At 71.4% G+C, this 21,391-nt stretch carries 12 protein-coding genes, 1 tRNA gene, 1 rRNA gene and 1 pseudogene; 12 read left to right on the forward strand and 3 right to left on the reverse strand.

Going from position 1 to position 21,391, the window contains the following annotated elements; translation table 11 throughout:
• The 3 genes from rrf to ABZX65_RS14130 all read left to right on the forward strand — a co-directional run.
• Nucleotides 1–86: ribosomal RNA gene (rrf, locus tag ABZX65_RS14120) — 5S ribosomal RNA — on the forward strand; the annotation flags it as partial.
• Between the two features lie 133 nt (nucleotides 87–219).
• A complete protein-coding gene (locus ABZX65_RS14125) occupies nucleotides 220–948 on the forward strand; it encodes a DegT/DnrJ/EryC1/StrS family aminotransferase (protein ID WP_355338780.1) in 729 nt (242 codons plus the stop codon).
• Between the two features lie 89 nt (nucleotides 949–1,037).
• Nucleotides 1,038–1,110, forward strand: a tRNA-Thr gene (locus ABZX65_RS14130).
• Between the two features lie 129 nt (nucleotides 1,111–1,239).
• On the opposite strand, the gene ABZX65_RS14135 is transcribed toward ABZX65_RS14130, so the two are convergent.
• Entirely contained in the window at nucleotides 1,240–3,912 is a 2,673-nt protein-coding gene (locus ABZX65_RS14135; protein WP_355338115.1) for a SpoIIE family protein phosphatase, read from the reverse strand.
• Nucleotides 3,913–4,237: 325 nt separating this feature from the next.
• Here ABZX65_RS14135 and ABZX65_RS14140 point away from each other — a divergent pair, with 325 nt between their 5' ends.
• The 9 genes and pseudogenes from ABZX65_RS14140 (at nucleotide 4,238) to ABZX65_RS14180 (ending at nucleotide 19,046) form a co-directional block, all read left to right on the forward strand.
• Entirely contained in the window at nucleotides 4,238–9,721 is a 5,484-nt protein-coding gene (locus tag ABZX65_RS14140) for a HAMP domain-containing protein (protein WP_355338118.1), read from the forward strand.
• A 253-nt stretch (nucleotides 9,722–9,974) separates the two neighbouring features.
• Nucleotides 9,975–10,673 carry a response regulator gene (locus ABZX65_RS14145; protein WP_355338120.1) on the forward strand — a complete coding sequence of 233 codons (699 nt, stop codon included), beginning with the start codon at nucleotides 9,975–9,977 and terminating at the stop codon, nucleotides 10,671–10,673.
• Nucleotides 10,674–10,800: 127 nt separating this feature from the next.
• Nucleotides 10,801–13,581: a DNA translocase FtsK gene (locus ABZX65_RS14150; protein ID WP_355338123.1), complete on the forward strand. Its 2,781-nt coding sequence runs from the start codon at nucleotides 10,801–10,803 to the stop codon at nucleotides 13,579–13,581.
• A 319-nt stretch (nucleotides 13,582–13,900) separates the two neighbouring features.
• Nucleotides 13,901–14,710, forward strand: a complete 810-nt coding sequence (locus tag ABZX65_RS14155) for a helix-turn-helix domain-containing protein (protein WP_188286150.1) — start codon at nucleotides 13,901–13,903, stop codon at nucleotides 14,708–14,710.
• An 83-nt stretch (nucleotides 14,711–14,793) separates the two neighbouring features.
• Nucleotides 14,794–16,317 (forward strand): annotated as a pseudogene (gene rimO, locus ABZX65_RS14160) (30S ribosomal protein S12 methylthiotransferase RimO); the annotation flags it as partial.
• A 155-nt stretch (nucleotides 16,318–16,472) separates the two neighbouring features.
• Entirely contained in the window at nucleotides 16,473–17,261 is a 789-nt protein-coding gene (gene pgsA, locus ABZX65_RS14165) for a CDP-diacylglycerol--glycerol-3-phosphate 3-phosphatidyltransferase (protein ID WP_355338126.1), read from the forward strand.
• On the forward strand, nucleotides 17,258–17,809 hold the full coding sequence (locus ABZX65_RS14170; protein ID WP_355338129.1) for a CinA family protein: 552 nt from the start codon (nucleotides 17,258–17,260) through the stop codon (nucleotides 17,807–17,809). The genes pgsA and ABZX65_RS14170 overlap by 4 nt, the downstream gene beginning before the upstream one ends.
• Before the next feature lie 94 nt (nucleotides 17,810–17,903).
• Entirely contained in the window at nucleotides 17,904–18,296 is a 393-nt protein-coding gene (locus ABZX65_RS14175) for a helix-turn-helix transcriptional regulator (protein WP_355338132.1), read from the forward strand.
• A 279-nt stretch (nucleotides 18,297–18,575) separates the two neighbouring features.
• The gene (locus ABZX65_RS14180; protein ID WP_355338135.1) at nucleotides 18,576–19,046 is read left to right on the forward strand and encodes a DNA starvation/stationary phase protection protein; all 471 of its coding nucleotides are present in this window, start codon (nucleotides 18,576–18,578) and stop codon (nucleotides 19,044–19,046) included.
• Between the two features lie 683 nt (nucleotides 19,047–19,729).
• Here ABZX65_RS14180 and ABZX65_RS14185 read toward each other — a convergent pair.
• Both ABZX65_RS14185 and ABZX65_RS14190 read right to left on the reverse strand, forming a co-directional pair.
• On the reverse strand, nucleotides 19,730–20,527 hold the full coding sequence (locus tag ABZX65_RS14185; RefSeq protein WP_355338138.1) for an SDR family NAD(P)-dependent oxidoreductase: 798 nt from the start codon (nucleotides 20,525–20,527) through the stop codon (nucleotides 19,730–19,732).
• 33 nt (nucleotides 20,528–20,560) lie between these two features.
• Complete coding sequence (locus ABZX65_RS14190; RefSeq protein ID WP_355338141.1) at nucleotides 20,561–21,364, reverse strand: DNA-formamidopyrimidine glycosylase family protein; 804 nt, start codon at nucleotides 21,362–21,364, stop codon at nucleotides 20,561–20,563.
• Between the last annotated feature and the right edge of the window lie 27 nt (nucleotides 21,365–21,391).

Genomic DNA, 21,391 nt, shown 5'->3' on the forward strand with positions numbered 1-21,391 from the left:
GTTACATTCCGAACCCGGAAGCTAAGCCTTTCAGCGCCGATGGTACTGCAGGGGGGACCCTGTGGGAGAGTAGGACACCGCCGAACAATCTTTATCAATGCCTTGGCCCCCGAGCTTCGACTCGGGGGCCAAGGCATTTTTGTTTTCCGTTACCCTCTGTTCACGTCGCTCCGAGACTCTGGGCCTCCCGATAGGCGGAGGTGTGGAGACGTGCAGCAGATGACGACTGCCGGACGACGGCACAGGATCGCTTCGGACGCGACGGCCGCCGCGCTGCGCACGTCGCTCGAGGAGCTGGGTATCGGGACAGGGGACGAGGTCATCGTCCCGTCGTTCGGACCGGGCGCGCCGGCCGACGCCGTCCGACTCGCGGGCGCCACACCGGTGTTCGCGGACATCGACCCCCGGACGTTCTGCCTGGCCCCCGAGGCCGTCGCCGCGGGCGTCACGGCGCGGACGGCCGCGATCGTACCCGTCCACGTATTCGGGCACCCCGCGCCGATGGCGCGGCTCGACGACCTGGCGTCGCGCCGTGGTCTGGCGCTCGTGGAGCAGGGCACCGAGGGCGGTGTCGAGGAGGACGCGGGAGTGGTCGCCCGGCGGCGGGCGCACGCGCGGTTCCTGGACTCGGCGCTCAAGGGCGTGGTCGTGCCGTACACCGAGCCGGGGGCGCACCACCTCTACCGGCAGTACGCGGTACGGATTCCCGGCAACGGCCGGCCGGACCGGGACGCCTTCGCCGCGGCCCTGGCGGCACGAGGCGTGCGGGCGACCGTGAGCGTGCCCGTACCGGTGCACCGGATGCCCGCGCACCGGTCGGGGGCCGTGTTGCCGCAGACCGAACTGGTGGCCGCGGACAGCCTGTCGCTGCCGGTCCACCCCGGCATCACCCAGCGGGAGTTGACGCACATCGCGGACGCCTGCAACGCGCTCGGCGGGCTGCTGTGAACCGCCGCTGAACGACCCCTGAGCGTGCTTCGAGCACCCGCGTTCATTCGAGCACCCGCGTTCATGGGATAGGATCTTCCCATCGACGCGCCCCAATAGCTCAGTCGGTAGAGCGTCTCCATGGTAAGGAGAAGGTCTACGGTTCGATTCCGTATTGGGGCTCGGCACAGAAGGCCCTCGCCGTCAGGCGGGGGCCTTCTTCATGTCGTCGCGCACCAGGACCCGCACCAGGACCCGCACCAGGACCCGCACCGAGGACCGCGCGAAGAATCCCCGTGCGAAGAACCCGCGCTACTCGGACTTCTTCGGAACCCGCATCGACAGGATCGCCATGTCGTCGGACGGCGCGTCAGAAGCGAAGCGCTCAACGGCCCGTTGGATACGGGCGGCCACGGCGCCCGCGGTCAGGCCCGTACAGGTGGACAGGACGTCGGCGAGGCCGTCGTCGCCGAGCATGCGGGTGCCCTCGCGGCGCTCGGTGACGCCGTCGGTGACGCAGAGCAGGACGTCGCCGGGGTCGAGGGAGACGGTCTGCTCGTACAGTTCGAGGTCGTCCATCACACCGAGCAGCGGCTGCGGTTCGGCGGCGGGTTCGACGGTGCCGTCAGGGCGCAGGCGCAGCGGGAGCGGGTGGCCGGCGCAGACCATGCGCAGGACGGCGCTGCCGTCGTGCTGGGGCCACAACTCGCCGTACAGGAGCGTGAGGAAGCGGCTGCGGGCGCCCTCGTCGAGGATGGCGGCGTTGAGGCGTTCGAGGACGGCGGGGCCGCCGAAGCCCTCGCGGGCCAGCAGGCGCAGCGCGTGCCGGGCGAGGCCGGTGACGGCGGCGGCCTCCGGGCCCGTACCGCAGACGTCGCCGATGGCGAAGCCCCAGCAGCCGTCGCGGATCGGGAAGAGGTCGTAGAAGTCGCCGCCGACCTCGTTGCCCTCGCCCGCGGCGCGGTAGACGACCTCGACCTCGACGCCGGGGATGTGCGGCAGCTCCGGCGGCAGGAGGCTGCGCTGGAGGGCCTGGCTGATGGCGGTGCGCTCGCTGTAGAGGCGGGCGTTGTCCAGGGCGAGGGCCGCTCGGCGGGAGAGGTCTTCGGCGAGTTCGAGGATCTCCTGGCGGAAGCGTTCGTCGGCGGGCTTGCCGAGGGTGAGCATGCCGATGACCCGGTTGCGGGCGACCAGCGGCAGGACGACCGTTTCGCCGCCGACGGCCGCCGCGGTGGCGAGCGCGACACCGGGGGCGCTCGGCGCGCGCCCGCCCTTGCCCGAGGTGGGCGTGGCGGCGTTCGGCGCGGACGAGGAGGGCGCGGAGCGCGCGCCGACCCCGAGGCTGCGCAGAGAGGCCCGCAGGGCGCTGGAGTGGGCCGCGTCGGAGGGCGCGGTCCACATGCGGGCGCCGGGTGTCGGGTCGGGCTCCGGAGGCCGTACCTGGGACAGCAGCGCCTTGATGCCGTCGATGCGGTCCTCGTCCTCGTGCAGGACGAAAGCCAGTTCCGGCTCCGACTGCTCGGCGATCGTGTAGACCGCGCACCAGCTCGCCAGCGTCGGAACCGTCATCTGGGCCATGAGGGCCAGCGTCTGGTCGCGTTCCAGCGTGCCCGCGAGCAGGTCGGACGCCTCGACGAGGAAGGACAGCGAGCCGCGGCGCAGCCGTTCCAGCTCGGTGAGCCGGGCGCTCTCCACGGCGAGCGCGATCCGGTCGGCGGCGAATTGGAGCCGCAGCGCTTCCTGGTTGTTGTAGCGGCCGGGGGCCTCGGCGGCGACGCCCAGCGAGCCGGTCAGGCGGCCCTCGACCTTGAGCGGCACGGTGACCACCGAGCGCATGCCGGTGCCGGACAGCAGCGGTACGGCGCCGGGGACCGCGGTGAGGTCCTCGTGGACGGCCGGCATACGGGCGCTGCCGTAGCGTCCGGTGCCCGCTTCGACGGGGACGCGGGCGAAGCGCTGGCGGGCGGACGGCAGGCCGGTGGAGGCGCGTACTTCCAGCTCGGTCTCGTCGTCGGTGGCGAGCAGCAGGTAGGCGGCGTCGCCGTCGAGCATGTCGCGGGCGCGTTCGACGGTGCGCTGGAGGAGGCTGTCGAGGTCGTCGGGGGCGGGGGAGCCGATGAAGACCTCGAAGGCGTCCGTGGTCTTGCCGCGCTGGCCGAGGCCGGATTCCGCGCTGCCGGAGCCGCGGGACGGCGTCTGGAGCACGGCCCGCTCCTCGGCGCGCACCAGCAGGATGACGGTGGAGGGCTCGCCCTCGCTGTCGCGGACCCGCAGGTGGGAGCCGTACACGGGCAGGACGCGGCCGTCGGCGTCGCGCAGGCCGTAGGTGCCTTCCCAGCGGGAGTGCAGCAGGGCCTCGGCGAGGCCGATGCCGGTGCCGGGGGTCTGCGGCCAGGCGGTGAGGTCGGCGAGCGGTTTGCCGACGACGTCGGCGGCTGGGTGGCCGAAGAGCTCGGCCGCGTCGTCGTTCCAGCGCGTGATCGAGCCCATGCGGTCGACCTGGACGACGGCGACGCGCACGCTCTCGTCGGTGAGCGGGAGGTCGGCGGCGGGCAGGACGGGTCCCGCGGAGCGGGTGCCCGCGGGGCGCTCGGGCAGGTCGAGCTGGAACCAGACGTGCTTGCCCGCGCCGGTGTACTCCACGCCCCAGCGGCTGGCCAGGGCGGCGCACAGCAGCAGGCCGCGCCCGCCCTCGTTGTCGGGGTCGCGGAACTGGCGGCCTCTGCCCTGGATGGGGATCTCGCGGTCGGGGTAGTGGTCGGCGACCTCGACGCGTACGGCCGTCTCGTACCGCAGACACTGCACGTCGGCGGCGGTGCCCGCGTGCACGACGGCGTTGGTCACCAGTTCGCTGGTGAGCACCACCGCGTCGTCCACGACGTCGGCGAAGCCCCAGCCGTGCAGGGTGTCGCGTACGAAGGCACGCGCGACGGCGACCGACCGCCCCACCGGTTCGAAGCTGGCCGCAGCGCGCGCCGTGATCACCGGTCTCCTCGTTGCTCGTCCGTGGGCGGGTCCGCTGACCGGTCCCGCCGCCCGTGCCGCCGCCGTCCTGCCCGGTCCTCGTCGGCGGCCCCCTGAGGTGTACGCCTGGCAAGGTGCGGCGCCGCCGACACAAGAGCCAGGTTACTTACCCACGCGGACACCGCGTGCGCCGGTTGCGGGTGTTTCCACCCCGAACGTGCCACGGGTTATCAGCGTTGCCGCCGAACTGTTATGGCCGGGTGGGGCCATGGTGAAACACTGGGCATGCTCTCAAGGCAGCAATCTTGCACTTTTGCAGGTCGGTCGACCCTCCAGGAGGGACACGGTGGAGTCTGGCGCATCGGCGCGGGGCACGAGCACGCGCACGAAGAACGGGCGATCCCGCGCCAGTGGGACCGTAGAGGTCGATTCGGCCGCGCTGGTCAAGCTCCTCGGAGCGCTGGCCGCGATGCGGGACGGGAACTTCCGCAAGCGGCTGACGGTGTCGGGTGACGGCGTGATGGCGGAGATCTCCGCCGTCTTCAACGAGGTCGCGGACCGTAACCAGCACCTTACCGGTGAGCTGGCCCGGGTCCGGCGGGTCGTCGGCCGGGAGGGAAAACTCACAGAGCGGCTGGAGACCGGTGCCTGCGAGGGCGCCTGGGCCGCCGCGATCGAGGCGTCCAACGCGCTGGTGGACGATCTCGTACGGCCGGTGTCGGAGGTCGGGCGGGTGCTGTCGGCGGTGGCCGAGGGCGACCTGGAACAGCGGATGGACCTGCGGTCGCAGAACGCGGACGGGTCGGCGCACCCGCTGCGCGGCGAATTCCTCAAGGTCGGCCGGACGGTCAACGGGCTGGTGGACCAGCTCTCCGCGTTCACCGACGAGGTGACGCGGGTGGCCAGCGAGGTCGGTACCGAGGGCAAGCTGGGCGGCCAGGCGAAGGTCCGGGGCATGGCGGGGTCCTGGAAGGACCTCACGGACTCGGTCAACACCATGGCGTACCGGCTGACCGCCCAGGTGCGGGACATCGCGCTGGTGACGCAGGCGGTCCTGAAGGGCGATCTGTCCCGCAAGGTCACCGTGCACGTGGCCGGCGAGATGCTGGAGCTGAAGAACACCGTCAACACGATGGTGGACCAGCTCTCCTCGTTCTCCTCCGAGGTGACCCGGGTGGCCCGCGAGGTGGGCACCGAGGGCGAGCTGGGCGGCCAGGCCCAGGTGCCGGGCATGGCCGGTGTGTGGAAGGACCTCACGGACTCCGTGAACCTGATGGCCGGGAATCTGACGGCCCAGGTGCGGGACATCGCGCAGGTGACGACGGCGGTCGCCAACGGCGACCTGTCGCAGAAGATCACCATCGGCGCGCGCGGCGAGGTCGCGCAGCTCGCCGAGACGATCAACGCGATGACCGAGACGCTGCGGACGTTCGCCGACGAGGTGACGCGGGTCGCCGGTGAGGTCGGCGCCGAGGGTCTGCTGGGCGGTCAGGCGCAGGTGCCGGGAGCGGCGGGTACGTGGAAGGACCTCACCGACTCGGTGAACACCGCCTTCCGCAACCTGACCGGCCAGGTGCGCGACATCGCCCAGGTGACCACGGCGGTCGCCAACGGCGACCTGTCCCAGAAGGTCACGGTGGACGTCTCCGGCGAGATGCTGGAGCTGAAGAACACCGTCAATACGATGGTCGACCAGCTCTCCGCGTTCGGCGCGGAGGTGACGCGGGTGGCCCGCGAGGTCGGCGTCGAAGGTGTGCTGGGCGGTCAGGCGCAGGTGCCGGGCGCGGCGGGTACGTGGAAGGACCTCACGGACTCCGTGAACACGGCCTTCCGCAACCTGACGGGCCAGGTCCGTAACATCGCGCAGGTCACGACGGCGGTCGCCAACGGCGACCTGACGCAGAAGGTCACGGTGGACGTCTCCGGCGAGATGCTGGAGCTCAAGAACACCGTCAACCGGATGGTCGACCAGCTCGGTTCCTTCGCCGCCCAGGTGACGCGGATGGCGCGTGACGTGGGTACGGAGGGGCGGCTGGGCGGTCAGGCGCGGGTGGACGGTGTGGCCGGCACCTGGAAGGACCTGACGGACTCCGTCAACTTCATGGCCGGCAATCTGACGTCCCAGGTGCGGCAGATCGCGCAGGTCACGACGGCTGTGGCGCGCGGTGACCTGTCGCAGAAGATCGACGTGGACGCGCGCGGGGAGATCCTGGAGCTGAAGAACACCATCAACACGATGGTCGACCAGCTCTCGTCGTTCGCCGAGCAGGTGACCCGCGTGGCCCGTGACGTGGGTACGGAGGGGCGGCTCGGCGGCCAGGCGCAGGTGCCAGGCGTCGCCGGTGTGTGGCGTGACCTGACCGACTCCGTGAACGGCATGGCGGGGAATCTGACGGCCCAGGTCCGCAACATCGCCGAGGTCGCCACCGCTGTGGCGCGCGGTGACCTGTCGCAGAAGATCGACGTGGACGCCCGGGGCGAGATCCTGGAGCTGAAGAACACCCTGAACACGATGGTCGACCAGCTCTCCGCGTTCGGCGCGGAGGTGACCCGGGTGGCCCGCGAGGTGGGCACCGAGGGCATCCTGGGCGGGCAGGCCGAGGTGCAGGGCGTCAGCGGCACCTGGAAGGACCTGACGCAGTCCGTCAACTTCATGGCGAACAACCTGACCAGTCAGGTCCGCAACATCGCCGATGTCACCAACGCGGTGGCGCAGGGCGACCTGTCCCGGAAGATCACCGTCGACGCCAAGGGCGAGATCCTGGCGCTGGTGACGACGGTGAACCAGATGGTGGACACGCTGTCCGCGTTCGGTGACGAGGTCACGCGCGTGGCCCGCGAGGTCGGTACGGAGGGCCAGCTCGGCGGCCAGGCGCGGGTCCGTGACGCGTCGGGCATCTGGAAGGACCTCACCGACAACGTCAACCTGATGGCCAACAACCTGACCAGCCAGGTGCGTTCGATCTCGTCGGTCGCCACGGCCGTGGCCAACGGCGACCTGACGAAGAAGATCACCGTCGAGGCGCGCGGCGAGGTCGCGCAGCTCGCCGAGACCATCAACACGATGGTGGACACGCTGTCGGCCTTCGGTGACGAGGTCACGCGCGTGGCCCGCGAGGTGGGCACCGAGGGCATCCTCGGCGGCCAGGCGCGGGTGCCGGGCGTGGCGGGCACCTGGAAGGACCTCACCGAGTCGGTGAACGGCATGGCGTCCAATCTGACCGGTCAGGTGCGGCAGATCGCGCAGGTGACCACGGCGGTCGCCCGCGGTGACCTGTCCAAGAAGATCGACGTGGACGCGCGCGGCGAGATCCTGGAGCTGAAGACGACCATCAACACGATGGTCGGGCAGCTCTCCGCCTTCGGTGACGAGGTGACCCGCGTCGCCCGCGAGGTGGGTACGGAGGGACGTCTGGGCGGTCAGGCGCGGGTGCCCGACGTCTCGGGCATCTGGAAGGACCTCACCGAGTCCGTGAACCTGATGGCCAACAACCTGACCAGCCAGGTCCGCAACATCGCGCAGGTCGCGACCGCGGTGACCCGCGGCGATCTCAATCTGCGGATCGACGTGGACGCGGCGGGCGAGATCCTGGAACTCCAGGACTACATCAACACGATGATCGTCCGTCTGCGCGAGACCACGCTCGCCAACAAGGAGCAGGACTGGCTCAAGGGCAACCTGGCCCGGATCTCCGGCCTGATGCAGGGCCGCCGCGACCTCGGCGACGTGGCCGCGCTGATCATGAGCGAGCTGACCCCGGTCGTCTCCGCGCAGCACGGCGCCTTCTTCCTCGCCGAGGACACCCAGGAGGTCGGCGAGGAGTACGAGCTGCGGCTGATCGGCGCGTACGGCTTCTCCAAGCGGACGATGTCGTCGGTCTTCCTGCCGGGGGAGGGGCTGATCGGCCAGGCCGCGGTGGAGAAGCGCTCGATCCTGATCGAGAACGTGCCGCCGGGTTATCTGAAGATCACCTCGGGGCTCGGCGAGGCACCTCCGTCGCACGTCATCGTGTTGCCGGTGCTCTTCGAGGGCCGGGTGCTCGGCGTGATCGAACTGGCCGCCTTCCAGCCGTTCACCCAGATCCAGAAGGACTTCCTCAATCAGATCACCGACATCATCGCGATCAGCGTCAACACCATCTCGGTCAACACCAAGACCGAGGGACTGCTCAAGCAGTCCCAGGAGCTGACCGAACAGCTCCAGGAGCGCTCGGCGGAGCTGGAGAACCGGCAGGCCGCCCTGGAGATGTCCAACGGCGAGCTGGAGGAGAAGGCCGAACTGCTGGCCCGGCAGAACCGCGACATCGAGGTGAAGAACACCGAGATCGAAGAGGCCCGCCAGGTGCTGGAGGAGCGCGCGGAACAGCTCGCGGTCTCGATGCGCTACAAGTCGGAATTCCTCGCCAACATGTCGCACGAGCTGCGCACCCCGCTCAACTCGCTGCTCATCCTGGCGAAGCTGCTCGCCGACAACGCGGACGGCAACCTCTCGCCCAAGCAGGTCGAGTTCGCCGAGACCATCCACGGCGCCGGTTCCGACCTGCTCCAGCTCATCAACGACATCCTGGACCTGTCCAAGGTCGAGGCCGGCAAGATGGACGTCTCGCCGACCCGTATCGCCCTGGTGCAGCTCGTGGACTACGTGGAGGCCACCTTCCGGCCGCTGACCGCGGAGAAGGGCCTGGACTTCTCCGTCCGGGTCTCGCCCGAACTGCCGGTCACCCTGCACACCGACGAGCAGCGGCTGCTCCAGGTGCTGCGCAATCTGCTGTCGAACGCGGTGAAGTTCACCGACAGCGGCTCGGTGGAGCTGGTGATCAGGCCCGCGGGCACCGAGGTGCCGCAGTCGATCAAGGAGCAGTTGCTGGAAGCGGGCACGATGCGCGAGCCCGACCAGCCGCTGATCGCCTTCTCCGTGACCGATACGGGCATCGGCATCGCGGCCAGCAAGATGCGGGTGATCTTCGAGGCGTTCAAGCAGGCCGACGGCACCACCAGCCGGAAGTACGGCGGTACGGGCCTCGGTCTGTCGATCAGCCGCGAGATCGCCCGGCTGCTCGGCGGCGAGATCCACGCCGACAGCCAGCCGGGACGCGGCTCGACCTTCACGCTGTATCTGCCGCTGTCCCTGGGCGACTTCCCGCAGGCGCTGCCGCAACTGCCCGCGGGCGGCCACGGCGGCGACTTCGAGCAGGGCTCGGCCGGCGACCGGGCGCGCCCGGGCAGCAGCCTGGCCCGGCTGCGCCGCCGTTCCGCGCAGCCCCCGCAACTGCCCGAGGGCGGCGGCCAGTCCAACGGCTCTGCGCCCTCGAACGGGTCGGGTCCGCGCGGCGGGTCCGCGAACGGCTCGGCCAACGGCTCCGCGCAGTCGCGGGGTCCGGGCGGAGCGGGCACCGAGGACACCTGGTCCGACGAGGGGCACCCCGACGCGTACACCGGCTTCTCCGGCGGCTTCAGCGGCGAGAAGGTGCTGATCGTGGACGACGACATCCGCAATGTCTTCGCCCTCACCAGCGTCCTCGAACAGCACGGCCTGACCGTGCTGTACGCCGAGAACGGCCGCGAGGGCATCGAGGTCCTGGAGCAGCACGACGACATCGCCGTGGTGCTGATGGACATCATGATGCCGGAGATGGACGGCTACGCGACGACCACGGCGATCCGCAAGATGCCGCAGTTCGCCGGGCTGCCGATCATCGCGCTCACCGCGAAGGCGATGAAGGGCGACCGGGAGAAGAGCATCGAGTCCGGGGCGTCGGACTACGTGACCAAGCCGGTCGACACCGACCATCTGCTCACCTTGATGGAGGAGTGGATGCACGCCCGGTGACGGCCGGGCGCGGGCCCGGCGACGCCATGGGCCCGCGCCCGGGATCGTGCGCCCGATGAGGTGTGAGGGTGCCGATTAAGGGGAACCTTCTGGTCTCCGCCTACGTTTGCGGTACGTGTTGAGTGACCTGGCGGTGACAGGGTGTGGCGAACGGCGGGGTGCGGCTACCATGACCGGCACAAGGACGGGCGGCACGACGGAGTCGTCCCCGGGGGCGGCGACCGGTGTAGTGCCGGGGCGAGGAGGGCGGGCCATGGTGCAGAAGGCCAAGATCCTCCTGGTCGATGACCGGCCGGAGAATCTGCTGGCGCTTGAGGCGATCCTCTCTGCGCTCGATCAGACGCTGGTACGGGCATCGTCCGGGGAGGAAGCGCTGAAAGCGCTGCTCACCGATGATTTCGCGGTGATCCTGCTCGATGTCCAGATGCCGGGCATGGACGGGTTCGAGACCGCGGCGCACATCAAACGGCGGGAGCGGACCCGGGACATCCCGATCATCTTCCTCACCGCCATCAACCACGGCCCGCACCACACCTTCCGGGGGTACGCGGCGGGCGCGGTCGACTACATCTCCAAGCCGTTCGACCCGTGGGTGCTGCGCGCCAAGGTGTCGGTCTTCGTCGACCTCTACACCAAGAACTGTCAGCTCCGGGAGCAGGCGGCGCTGCTGCGGCTCCAGTTGGAACAGGGCGTGCCGTCCGCCGCGGGCACCAACGGCAGGGGACGTGGCGCGGGCGAACCCGCGGGGCTGCTCGCCGAACTGTCCGCGCGGCTGGCCGCCGTCGAGGAGCAGGCCGAGGCGCTCACCAAGCAGCTCGACGAGTCCGCGGACGCCGCCGCCGTCGCCACCGCCGCCCACCTGGAGCGCAAGCTGACCGGCCTGCGCCGCGCCCTGGACGCGCTCGAACCGGGCACCGGCAACGGCGTCGTCAAGCTGCCGAATCAGGAGTGAGCCGTACGGGGACGGCCGCGCGCCGCTTTTGACGTCGCGTCAGTCCCCGGCCCCGGCCGGACGACACGAACGGGCGTACTCTCAGGCACGCGTGTCACCCGATCACAAGGGCGGTAACCTCGGCACCATGGCCTCACGTACGTCCGGCACCGCCAAAAAAGCCCCGGCGAAGCCTGCGGCCAAGAAGACCGCGGCGAAGAAGCCCGCCGCCGCGAAGAGCGCCGCGGGGAGACCGCCCGCCAAGAAGGCTGCGGCGGCCAGACCCGCGCCCCGGCCCGCACCGTCGCCGACCAGCGGGCTCTTCCGCATGGCGCGCGCCGTGTGGCTCGGCCTGGCGCACACCGTGGGCGCCGTCTTCCGCGGCATAGGGCGCGGCGCGCGCGGCCTGGACCCCGCGCACCGCAAGGACGGCCTGGCGCTGCTTCTGCTCGGCCTGACCCTGGTGGTCGCCGCGGGCACCTGGTCCAACCTCCAGGGCCCGGTCGGCAACCTCGTCGAGATCCTGATCACCGGCGCCTTCGGCCGCCTCGACCTGCTCGTGCCGTTCCTGCTCGGCGCGGTCGCCGTACGCCTGATGCGCCACCCGGAACAGCCGGAGGCCAACGGCCGGATCGTGATCGGCCTGTCCGCCCTCGTCATCGGCGCGCTCGGCCTGGTCCACCTGGCCTGCGGCGCCCCCGGCCGCGGCGAGGGCGCGACCGCGATGCGCGACGCGGGCGGCCTGCTCGGCTGGGCCGCCGCCTCCCCGCTCGTCTACACCGTCGGCTCGGTGCTCGCCGTCCCGTTGCTCCTGCTCTTCACCGGCTTCGGCCTGCTCGTGGTCACCGCCACCCCGGTGAACGCGATCCCGCAGCGGCTGCGCCAGGCCGCCACCCGGCTCGGCGTGTACGAGGCGCCCGCGGGCCCCGAGGCGGTCCCGCTGGAGGAGTTCTTCGAGGACGAGGACGACCCCCGCACCGCCGACACCACCGACGAGTCGCCCGTACGGCGGCTGCCGATCCGCTTCGGCAAATCGGCCGCGGAGCCCTACGACGTCGACAGCGACACCGACCCGGACGAGCGCTCCGCCGTCGCGTCCGCGGCCGGGGGCGACCCGGGCGCCGACGAGCCCAAGCCGCGCCGCCGCCCCAGGCGTCGCTCCGAGGCGCTGCCCGGCGACCGGGACGAGGACGGCAGGGACGCGGTGGACGTGGCCGCCGCTGCCGCCGCCGCGCTGGACGGCGCGGTGCTGCACGGTGTGCAGCCCTCCCCGCTGGTCGCCGACCTCACCAGCCGGATCAGGAAGCCGGTGCCGGCCGCGCGCGCCGAGGACACCCCGGAGGATTCGAGCGCTGCCCCCGCGGAGTCCGGCGGCGTCCCCGACCTCACCAAGAAGTCGCCCGAGACCACGGGACCGCCGCTGCCGCCCCGCGCGGAACAGCTCCAGCTCTCCGGCGACATCACCTACGCGCTGCCCTCCCTGGACCTGCTGGAGCGCGGCGGCCCCGGCCGTACCCGCAGCGCCGCCAACGACGCGGTGGTCGCGGCGCTCGGCCAGGTCTTCAAGGAGTTCAAGGTCGACGCGGTGGTCACCGGCTTCACCCGCGGCCCGACGGTCACCCGCTACGAGGTGGAGCTGGGCCCCGCGGTCAAGGTCGAGCGGATCACCGCGCTCGCCAAGAACATCGCATACTCGGTCGCCAGCCCCGACATCCGGATCATCAGCCCGATCCCCGGCAAGTCCGCGGTCGGCATCGAGATCCCCAACAGCGACCGCGAGATGGTCAACCTCGGCGACGTGCTGCGCTCCGCGGAGGCCGCGGGCGAGGACCACCCGATGACCGTCGCGCTCGGCAAGGACGTCGAGGGCGGCTACGTGATGGCCAACCTCGCCAAGATGCCGCACGTCCTGGTCGCGGGCGCCACCGGCTCCGGCAAGTCCTCCTGCATCAACTGCCTGATCACCTCGGTGATGGCCCGCGCCACCCCCGACGAGGTCCGGATGGTGCTGGTCGACCCCAAGCGCGTCGAGCTGACCGCGTACGAGGGCATCCCGCACCTGATCACCCCGATCATCACCAACCCCAAGCGGGCCGCGGAAGCCCTCCAGTGGGTGGTGCGCGAGATGGACCTGCGCTACGACGACCTCGCCGCGTACGGCTTCCGGCACATCGACGACTTCAACGCCGCCGTGCGCTCGGGCAAGGCCAAGACGCCCGAGGGCAGCGAGCGCGAGCTGACGCCGTATCCGTATCTGCTGGTGATCGTGGACGAGCTGGCGGACCTCATGATGGTCGCGCCGCGTGACGTGGAGGACTCCATCGTCCGCATCACGCAGCTCGCGCGGGCCGCGGGCATCCACCTGGTGCTGGCCACCCAGCGGCCCAGCGTCGATGTCGTGACCGGTCTGATCAAGGCCAATGTGCCCTCCCGGCTCGCCTTCGCGACGTCCTCGCTCGCCGACAGCCGCGTCATCCTGGACCAGCCCGGCGCCGAGAAGCTGATCGGCAAGGGCGACGGGCTCTTCCTGCCGATGGGCGCGAACAAGCCGATTCGTATGCAGGGCGCCTTCGTCACCGAGGACGAGGTCGCCAAGGTCGTCGACCACTGCAAGGCGCAGCTCACGCCCAGCTACCGCTCCGACGTCACGGTCGGCAGCGGCCCGAAGAAGGAGATCGACGAGGAGATCGGCGACGACCTGGACCTGCTGTGCCAGGCCGCTGAGCTGGTGGTTTCCACCCAGTTCGGCTCCACGTCGATGCTCCAGCGCAAGCTGCGGGTCGGTTTCGCCAAGGCGGGCAGGCTGATGGACCTGATGGAGTCGCGCGGCATCGTCGGCCCCAGCGAGGGCTCCAAGGCGCGCGACGTGATGGTGAAGGCCGACGAGCTGGACGACGTCCTCGCCGAGATCCGCGGCGGGGGAGCGTAGGAGCGGCCGGTCCTGTACGTACCGGGGGCCCGGACGGCCCACGGAAATGCGTAAGTCACGGGACTCGGGGAATGTGTTGGGGCAACCGTTTCTCCTGTTCGTACGTCAAGTTGATACAGGGGGGCTCGTATCGATGCACACGGGTGAACCTGTCGGCTTCCGACGACGATCCTGACCGCGATCCCGATGGCAACCCCGACCGCGATCCCGATGGCAATCCTGATGGCGGACAAAAAGTGATCGTCCGGTTGCCGCCGCGTTTCGTACCCCCCCTAGACTGAACTTCCAGCAGGTGGCTGCACCCTCGAAAGGCGCCCTCGTGTCCGTCGGCAACTCGCCCTCCGAAGACCGGCCTTCGGTCGGTCACGCCCTCGCCCAGGCCCGTATCGCGGCGGGGCTCTCCATCGACGAGGTCAGCACCAGCACGCGGGTGCGCGTCCCGATCGTGCAGTCGATCGAACAGGACGACTTCTCGCGGTGCGGCGGCGACGTCTACGCCCGCGGGCATATCCGGACCCTGGCGCGCGCCGTCGGCGTCGACCCCGAACCGCTGGTCGAGCAGTACGTCGCCGAGCACATCGGCGAGGAGGCGCCCGCTCCCGTCGCGCCGCTCTACGAGGCGCAGAAGATCCGTTCGGAGCCGCGCCGGGCGAACTGGACGGCGGCCATGGTCGCGGCGATCGTCGCCGTGGTGGGCTTCGTCGGCTTCACGGTCTTCACCGGCGGCAGCGGCGGCGACAAGACCGCGGCGAACTCCCCGAGCCCGTCCGCGACCACCAGCGCGCCCGCCGTCACCCAGTCGCCGCAGAGCAACGGCGCCGATCCGAAGACGGACCCGACCGACAGCGCCATCGCCGCCGCCCCGCCCGGCAAGGTCACCGTCAAGATCAGCGCCGAGAGCGGCACGAGCTGGGTCCAGGCCAGTGACGGCAACGGCAAGCAGCTCTTCCAGAAGTCGCTGAAGAAGGGCGAGTCCCAGACCTTCACCGACGACAAGAAGATCAAGCTCGTCGTCGGCAACGCGGGCGCCGTCAAGCTCTTCGTCAACGGCAAGGACCTCGGCGCCGCGGGCACCGACGGTCAGGTGGTGCGTCTCACCTACACGCCGGGTGACCCCACGCAGGGCTGAATTGTGCTTCCCCGCCGTCCCGGCACCACCGCGAGCACCGGTGGCGCGGGGGCGGCGGCGACATGGCCGGGTACGCTGAGCGTATGCCCGAACCCCGTACCGTCGCTCTTGTCACGCTCGGCTGCGCCCGCAATGAGGTGGACTCCGAGGAACTCGCCGGCCGGCTGGCGGCGGACGGATGGCAGTTGGTCGACGACGCCTCCGAGGCCGATGTGGCGGTCGTGAACACCTGCGGCTTCGTCGAGGCGGCCAAGAAGGACTCGGTGGACGCGCTGCTGGAGGCCAACGACCTCAAGGGGCAGGCGCGCACCCAGGCCGTCGTCGCGGTCGGCTGCATGGCCGAGCGGTACGGCAAGGAGCTGGCCGAGGCGCTGCCCGAGGCGGACGGCGTACTCGGCTTCGACGACTACGCGGACATCTCCGACCGGCTGCGGACGATCCTGGCCGGCGGCGTCCACGCGTCGCACACCCCGCGCGACCGGCGCAAGCTGCTGCCGATCAGCCCGGCCGAGCGGCAGGCGGCGAGTGTGGCGCTGCCGGGGCACGCGCAGGGGCACGGGACGTCGGGCGAGGAGCCGGTCGAGGCCGCCGCGAGCGCTCTTGAGGCTTCCGAGGACTTCTCGGCCCAGGCGCCCGCCGATCTGCCCGAGGGCGTCGCGCCCGCCTCCGGCCCGCGCGCGCCGCTGCGCCGCCGCCTGGACTCGGGACCCGTCGCCTCCGTGAAGCTCGCCTCCGGCTGCGACCGCCGCTGCACCTTCTGCGCGATCCCGTCCTTCCGCGGCTCCTTCATCTCCCGCCGCCCCTCCGACGTCCTCGGCGAGACCCGCTGGCTGGCCGGAGAGGGCGTCAAGGAGGTGATGCTGGTCAGCGAGAACAACACCTCGTACGGCAAGGACCTCGGCGACATCCGCCTGCTGGAGACGCTGCTGCCGGAGCTGGCGGCGGTCGACGGCATCGAGCGGGTCCGGGTCAGCTACCTCCAGCCCGCCGAGATGCGTCCCGGCCTGATCGACGCGCTCACCGGAACTCCGGGCGTCGTCCCGTACTTCGACCTGTCCTTCCAGCACTCCGCGCCCGCCGTGCTGCGCGCCATGCGCCGCTTCGGCGACACCGACCGCTTCCTCGAACTGCTGGACACCATCCGGGCCAAGGCCCCGGAGGCGGGTGTCCGCTCGAACTTCATCGTCGGCTTCCCCGGCGAGACGGAAGCCGATCTGGCCGAGCTGGAACGGTTCCTGGGCTCCGCGCGGCTGGACGCCATCGGCGTGTTCGGCTACTCGGACGAGGACGGTACGGAGGCGGCGACCTTCGGCGACAAGCTCGACGAGGACGTGGTCGCCGCCAGGCTCGCGCGGGTCTCGCGGCTGGCCGAGGAGCTGACCGCGCAGCGCGCGGAGGAGCGGCTGGGCGCGACCGTACGGGTGCTGGTCGAGGCGGTGGACGAGGAGACCGGCGAGGTGACCGGCCGGGCCGACCACCAGGCGCCGGAGACCGACGGGCAGGTCGTGCTGGCGGTGCCCGACGGCGCTCCCGCCCCGCTGCCGGGGACCTTCGTCATGGCGAAGGTGACGGCGACCGAGGGCGTGGACCTGATCGCGGAGCCGCTGGACGTCCCGGCGGTTCCGGCGGTTCCGGCGAGCCGTGCGGTTCCTGAGATTCCGGCGGTTCCTGAGGTTCCTGAGATTCCTGAGGATACGACCGGGACCGCGAGTGCCGCGGGGGGCGTGACCGACGCCCCGCGCGGCCTGCAGGAGGTGGGCAGATGACCGGAGCCCCCGCGCCCGCCGCCCCGGCCTCCTCGACCCCCGACCACCTCGGGGACCCGGTGCTGCCCAAGGCCGACCTGTGGAACATCGCGAACATGCTCACGATGGCCCGGCTGGTCCTGGTCCCCGGCTTCGTGCTGCTGCTCGTGCACGGCGACGGGCACGACCCGGCCTGGCGCTCCTTCGCCTGGGCCGCCTTCGCCGTCGCGATGATCACCGACCTCTTCGACGGCGAGCTGGCCCGCCGCTACGGCCTGGTCACCGACTTCGGCAAGATCGCCGACCCCATCGCCGACAAGGCGATCATGGGCGCGGCGCTCGTCGGCCTGTCCGCCCTCGGCGACCTGCCCTGGTGGGTCACCGTCGTCATCCTCTTCCGCGAGCTGGGCATCACCGCCATGCGGTTCTGGGTGATCAGGCACGGCGTGATCCCCGCCAGCCGGGGCGGCAAGCTCAAGACGCTCACACAGGGCATCGCCGTCGGCATGTACGTCCTGATCCTGACCGGCCCGCTGGCCACCGTACGGGCCTGGATGATGGGCGCCGCGGTCGTCCTGACCGTCGCCACCGGCTTCGACTACGTACGGCAGGCGGTCGTCCTGCGCCGCGCGGGACTGGCGGCGGAGCGCGCCGCGGTCGCGGCGGCCTCCGAGGCGGTCGCGGAAGCGGCCGCCGCTCCGGCCCAAGCTCCGGCGGGCGCTCCGGCGGGCGCGACCGCGGCGGATTCCGTGGCCGGCGTCGAGCTGGAGGCCGAGGCCGGGGCCGAGCGACCGCAGGGCGTATGACCGCCGCTGGGCGGGCGGACGCGGCGGAGGTACTGCGGCTGCTGGACGAGCGCGGCCGGACGCTGGCCGTCGCGGAGTCCCTGACCGGCGGTCTGGTGGCCGCGGAGCTGACCGGGGTGCCCGGCGCCTCCCGGACCTTCCGCGGCTCGGTGACGGCGTACGCGACCGCCCTCAAGCACGAGCTGCTCGGCGTGGACGCGGCCCTGCTGGCCGCGCGCGGCGCCGTGGACGCCCAGGTGGCCCGCGAGATGGCCGAGGGCGTACGGGACCGGCTCGGCGCCGACTGGGGCGCCGCGACGACCGGGGTGGCGGGACCGGACCCGCAGGACGGGCAGCCGGTGGGCACGGTGTTCGTGGCCGTCGCGGGTCCCGGCGGTGCGGTGGGCGCCGCGCTCAGGCTGTCGGGCGACCGTACGGAGATCCGGCGGGCGACCGTGGCCGCCGTATTCGAACTGCTGACCTCGGAGCTGAGGAAGACCCGCCCCGAGAAGAGTCCGGAGGCGAAGGATAGGGAAGAACACGGGGGGAAGGGATGTTTGCAGCCCTGAGTGAACACGACATCGCTCCCCGCACGGCCGGTGCCCGAGGCGGTACGGTGGGGCGAAGAGGATGCGGATTCGCGGTCCGAGGAGGGAGCCACCGATGATCCTGCTCCGTCGCCTGCTTGGTGACGTGCTGCGTCGGCAGCGCCAGCGCCAGGGCCGCACCCTGCGTGAGGTCTCTTCGTCCGCCCGGGTTTCCCTGGGCTATCTGTCAGAGGTCGAACGGGGGCAGAAGGAAGCGTCATCCGAGCTGCTCTCGGCGATCTGCGACGCCTTGGACGTTCCTATGTCCGAGGTGATGCGGGAGGTCAGTGACGATCTGTCGCTTGCCGAGCTGGCACAGTCGGCGGCGTCCGAGACCACTGCCGCGCCGATGCGGCCCCTGCTGGGTGCGGTCACTTCTGTCACGTCCATGACGTCCACACCGGACGAACGGATCACTATCAAGGCGCCCAAGAAGTCTGCCGAGGCTGTCGACGTGGTCGCCGCCTAGCCTTCTGACCTGCTTGTTCCGACGGCCCCGACCGGCTCGCTCCCGGTCGGGGCCGTCGGCGTGTGCCCGACGTCCGCCGGGCTTCGGCCGTTCCGCTGCCCTTCTCCCGGTGTGGTTCGGGCCGCCCTTCGCCCTTCTCCCGCCGAGCTTCGGGCCGCGCTTTCGTCCGCGCTGTTGTTCGTGCTTTTGCCATGTGTGCGAGCCCGAGGCAGGGTAGGCGGGGAGGGTCAAGGGGGGCGAAACGGACCTCATGGTGTCGATCCGCTAGGAGAGAACCGCATGACTGTCGTCAAGAGCCCGCTGTCGGAGCCGGACCGGAAGACCGTCGGAGACGCGCTGCAAGGCGCCCTGGTGGACCTCCTGGACCTGTCGCTGCTCGCCAAGCAGGTGCACTGGAATGTCGTCGGCCCGCGCTTCCGCTCCGTCCATCTCCAGCTCGACGAGGTCGTCGACACCGCCCGGCTGCACTCCGACACGGTCGCCGAGCGGGCCTCCGCGATCGGCGTGACGCCTGACGGGCGGGCCCGCACGGTCGCCGAGACCAGCGGGATCGACACGGTGACCGACGGCTGGGTCAAGGACACCGAGGTCGTCGAGATCCTGGTCGCCGCGCTGGACGCCGTGATCGTGCGGATGCGCGAGCGGATCGAGACCACCGAGCAGCCCGATCCGGTCAGCCAGGACATCCTGATCGGGATCACCGCCGACATCGAGAAGTTCCACTGGATGTTCCAGGCCGAGAACGTCTGACGCACGGCCGGAATGTCGCTTTGCGTGCATATGTCGCAGCTGGTCGTGGCCGTGCGGCGACCCTTTCGGGTGAACGTTGCCTGGGGCCTGCCGGCGCGCGGCTAGCGATCTTGGCGGCAGGGCATCGCACCTGAGTACGGGACCCGCCGCGGGCGGCCTCCCGCCGCAACCTCGGGGGTCCGAAGGAGGCGGCCATGCGCGCACTGCGAGTTTTCGTGCTCCAGGCCACGGACCGGGTGGGGGGCTGGTCATGGGACGGGTCACGGGGTCGGTCATGGCGCCGAACATCGGTGCGGCCGCCGGGCCGGGAGACGCCGGACGGTTCTCCGGTCCGCGGTAGGGGATTCGCGGGCCGCGGTGCTGAATCCGGTGTCCGCCGTACGGGATCCGGCCGGGGCGTACGCTCCGCCGCCGTCGTGTTCGCGCTCGCCTGCGGGCTGCTGTGGTGGTGGGCGGTGCTGCGGCTGTGGATACGGCCGGAGGCCGTCGGGTCGTGGGAGGGCGCGATGGCCGCGGGCGGTTGGAGCCTCGGGCTCATACCGCTGCACGCGGTGCCGACGGTGAAGCGGCGGATGCGGGCGGCCGTGGCGGGTGACGCGGACGGGCCGTCCTTTCCGCGGGGGCCGATGGAACGGGTGCGGACCGGACGGCTGTCGCCCGACGCCGGATTCCGGGGATGCGTCCTACCAGGGCATGGCCACCCCGCCGTTGGGGCGGAGGATCTGGCCGGTGACGAAGGCGGAGGCGTCTGAGGCGAGGTAGAGCACGGCCGGGGCCACGTCCTCGGGCCTGCCGACCCGGCCCAGCGGGGACATGCGTGCCAGCGACTCCTCGGCGCGGGCCTGCGCCCTCTCGTCGAACACCCCGTCCGCGCCGGTGCCGTAGTGCGCGGTCATCGGGGTGCGGATGAAGCCGGGAGCCACGGTGTTGGCGCGGACGCCGAGCGGGCCCAGCTCGGTGGCGAGGGTCTTGGTGAGCTGGACGACGGCCGCCTTGGACACGCTGTAGCAGAGCAGGCCGCGCGCGCCCGTGTCGATCGCGCTGGACGACATCGTGATGATGCTGCCGCCGCCGCGGTCGGCCATCGCGCGGGCCGCCTCCTGGGCGCAGTGCAGCACCCCGCGGAAATTCACCGCCAGGACGCGGTCCAGGTCGTCGTCGCTGGTGTCGAGGACGCCGCTGCTGTGCATGATCCCGGCGACGGTCGCCAAGATGTCGAGGCCGCCGTGGTCCCGGACGATGCCGGCGACGGTCCGGGCGATAGCCGCTTTGTCGGTGACGTCGAGCGCCCTGGGCTCAGCCCGCCCGCCGGCCTCATCGATCAGCGCCGCCGTCTCGCGTACCCCCGGCTCGTCCCGGTCCGCGCACACCACGACCGCGCCCGCTGACGCCAGCGACCGCGCGCTGGCCCGGCCGATCCCGCTCGCCGCTCCGGTGACCAGGGCGACCCGCCCGCTGAGGTCGTACGCCGTGACCGTCATGCGTCCGACCGTACGACCGCATCTGACGGTGCGTCAATTGTCGTGCGGGGGCGGACCTTTCTGGCAGCTCGGGCACCAGTACGCGACCCGGCTCTGGTCCGCTCTGCCGTGCCGGTCGGTCCTGACCGTGGTGCCGCAGCGCAGACACGGCCGGTTCGCCCGGTCGTAGACCCAGTGCGTACGGCCGCGCCGCGTATCGCCCGTGGTGATGTGGCCGGGGCGCTCCTTGTTCGCCTCCAGCAGCCGCTTCGCCAGCGCGACCACCTTCTCCGGCGCCCTGACGTCGCCGACCGCCGTCCACGGTGTCACCCCGCGCAGAAAACACAGCTCGACCACGTACACATTGCCGAGCCCCGCCATATTGCGCTGGTCGAGCAGCGCCTCGGCGATCTCCCGCTCCGGCTCCGCGACCAGCCGCGCCAGCGCCCGCGCCGGGTCCCAGTCGGGCCCGAGCAGATCGGGGCCCAGGTGGCCGACGGCCTCGGACTCCTGCGCGGTCGGCAGCAGCGCCAGTACCGGCAGCCGGTAGCCGACGGCCGTCCTGTGCTCCGTCTCCAGCACCGCCCTGATCTGGTGGGCGGGACCGCCGCGCCAGCGCTCACCGGGCGCGTACAGGTGCCAGGAGCCCTCCATCCGCAGATGCGAGTGGAGCGTCGCGCCGCCGTCCAGCCGGGTGAGGAGGTGCTTGCCGCGGCTCACCACTTCGAGGACCCGGCGGCCGGTCAGATCGGCTGTGGCCAATTGCGGCACCCGCAGGTCGGCCCGCACGAGGGCGCGCCCCGCCAGCGCGTCATGCAGTCGGCGGGCCGTCAGCCAGACCGTGTCTCCCTCGGGCATCTGTCCATGATGACGCGGGGCGGGGGC

Origin of the sequence: Streptomyces sp. NPDC003300 (assembly GCF_040610915.1) — a bacterium.
GTDB lineage: Bacteria > Actinomycetota > Actinomycetes > Streptomycetales > Streptomycetaceae > Actinacidiphila.

What these genes read in the sequence shown, in the direction of transcription:
- ABZX65_RS14185 (WP_355338138.1), bottom strand. Translation starts at nt 20,527, where the DNA reads ATGACGGTCACGGCGTACGACCTCAGCGGGCGGGTCGCCCTGGTCACC.
- ABZX65_RS14190 (WP_355338141.1), bottom strand. Translation starts at nt 21,364, where the DNA reads ATGCCCGAGGGAGACACGGTCTGGCTGACGGCCCGCCGACTGCATGAC.
- ABZX65_RS14150 (WP_355338123.1), top strand. Translation starts at nt 10,801, where the DNA reads ATGGCCTCACGTACGTCCGGCACCGCCAAAAAAGCCCCGGCGAAGCCT.
- ABZX65_RS14180 (WP_355338135.1), top strand. Translation starts at nt 18,576, where the DNA reads ATGACTGTCGTCAAGAGCCCGCTGTCGGAGCCGGACCGGAAGACCGTC.
- ABZX65_RS14175 (WP_355338132.1), top strand. Translation starts at nt 17,904, where the DNA reads ATGATCCTGCTCCGTCGCCTGCTTGGTGACGTGCTGCGTCGGCAGCGC.
- ABZX65_RS14125 (WP_355338780.1), top strand. Translation starts at nt 220, where the DNA reads ATGACGACTGCCGGACGACGGCACAGGATCGCTTCGGACGCGACGGCC.
- ABZX65_RS14170 (WP_355338129.1), top strand. Translation starts at nt 17,258, where the DNA reads ATGACCGCCGCTGGGCGGGCGGACGCGGCGGAGGTACTGCGGCTGCTG.
- pgsA (WP_355338126.1), top strand. Translation starts at nt 16,473, where the DNA reads ATGACCGGAGCCCCCGCGCCCGCCGCCCCGGCCTCCTCGACCCCCGAC.
- ABZX65_RS14145 (WP_355338120.1), top strand. Translation starts at nt 9,975, where the DNA reads ATGGTGCAGAAGGCCAAGATCCTCCTGGTCGATGACCGGCCGGAGAAT.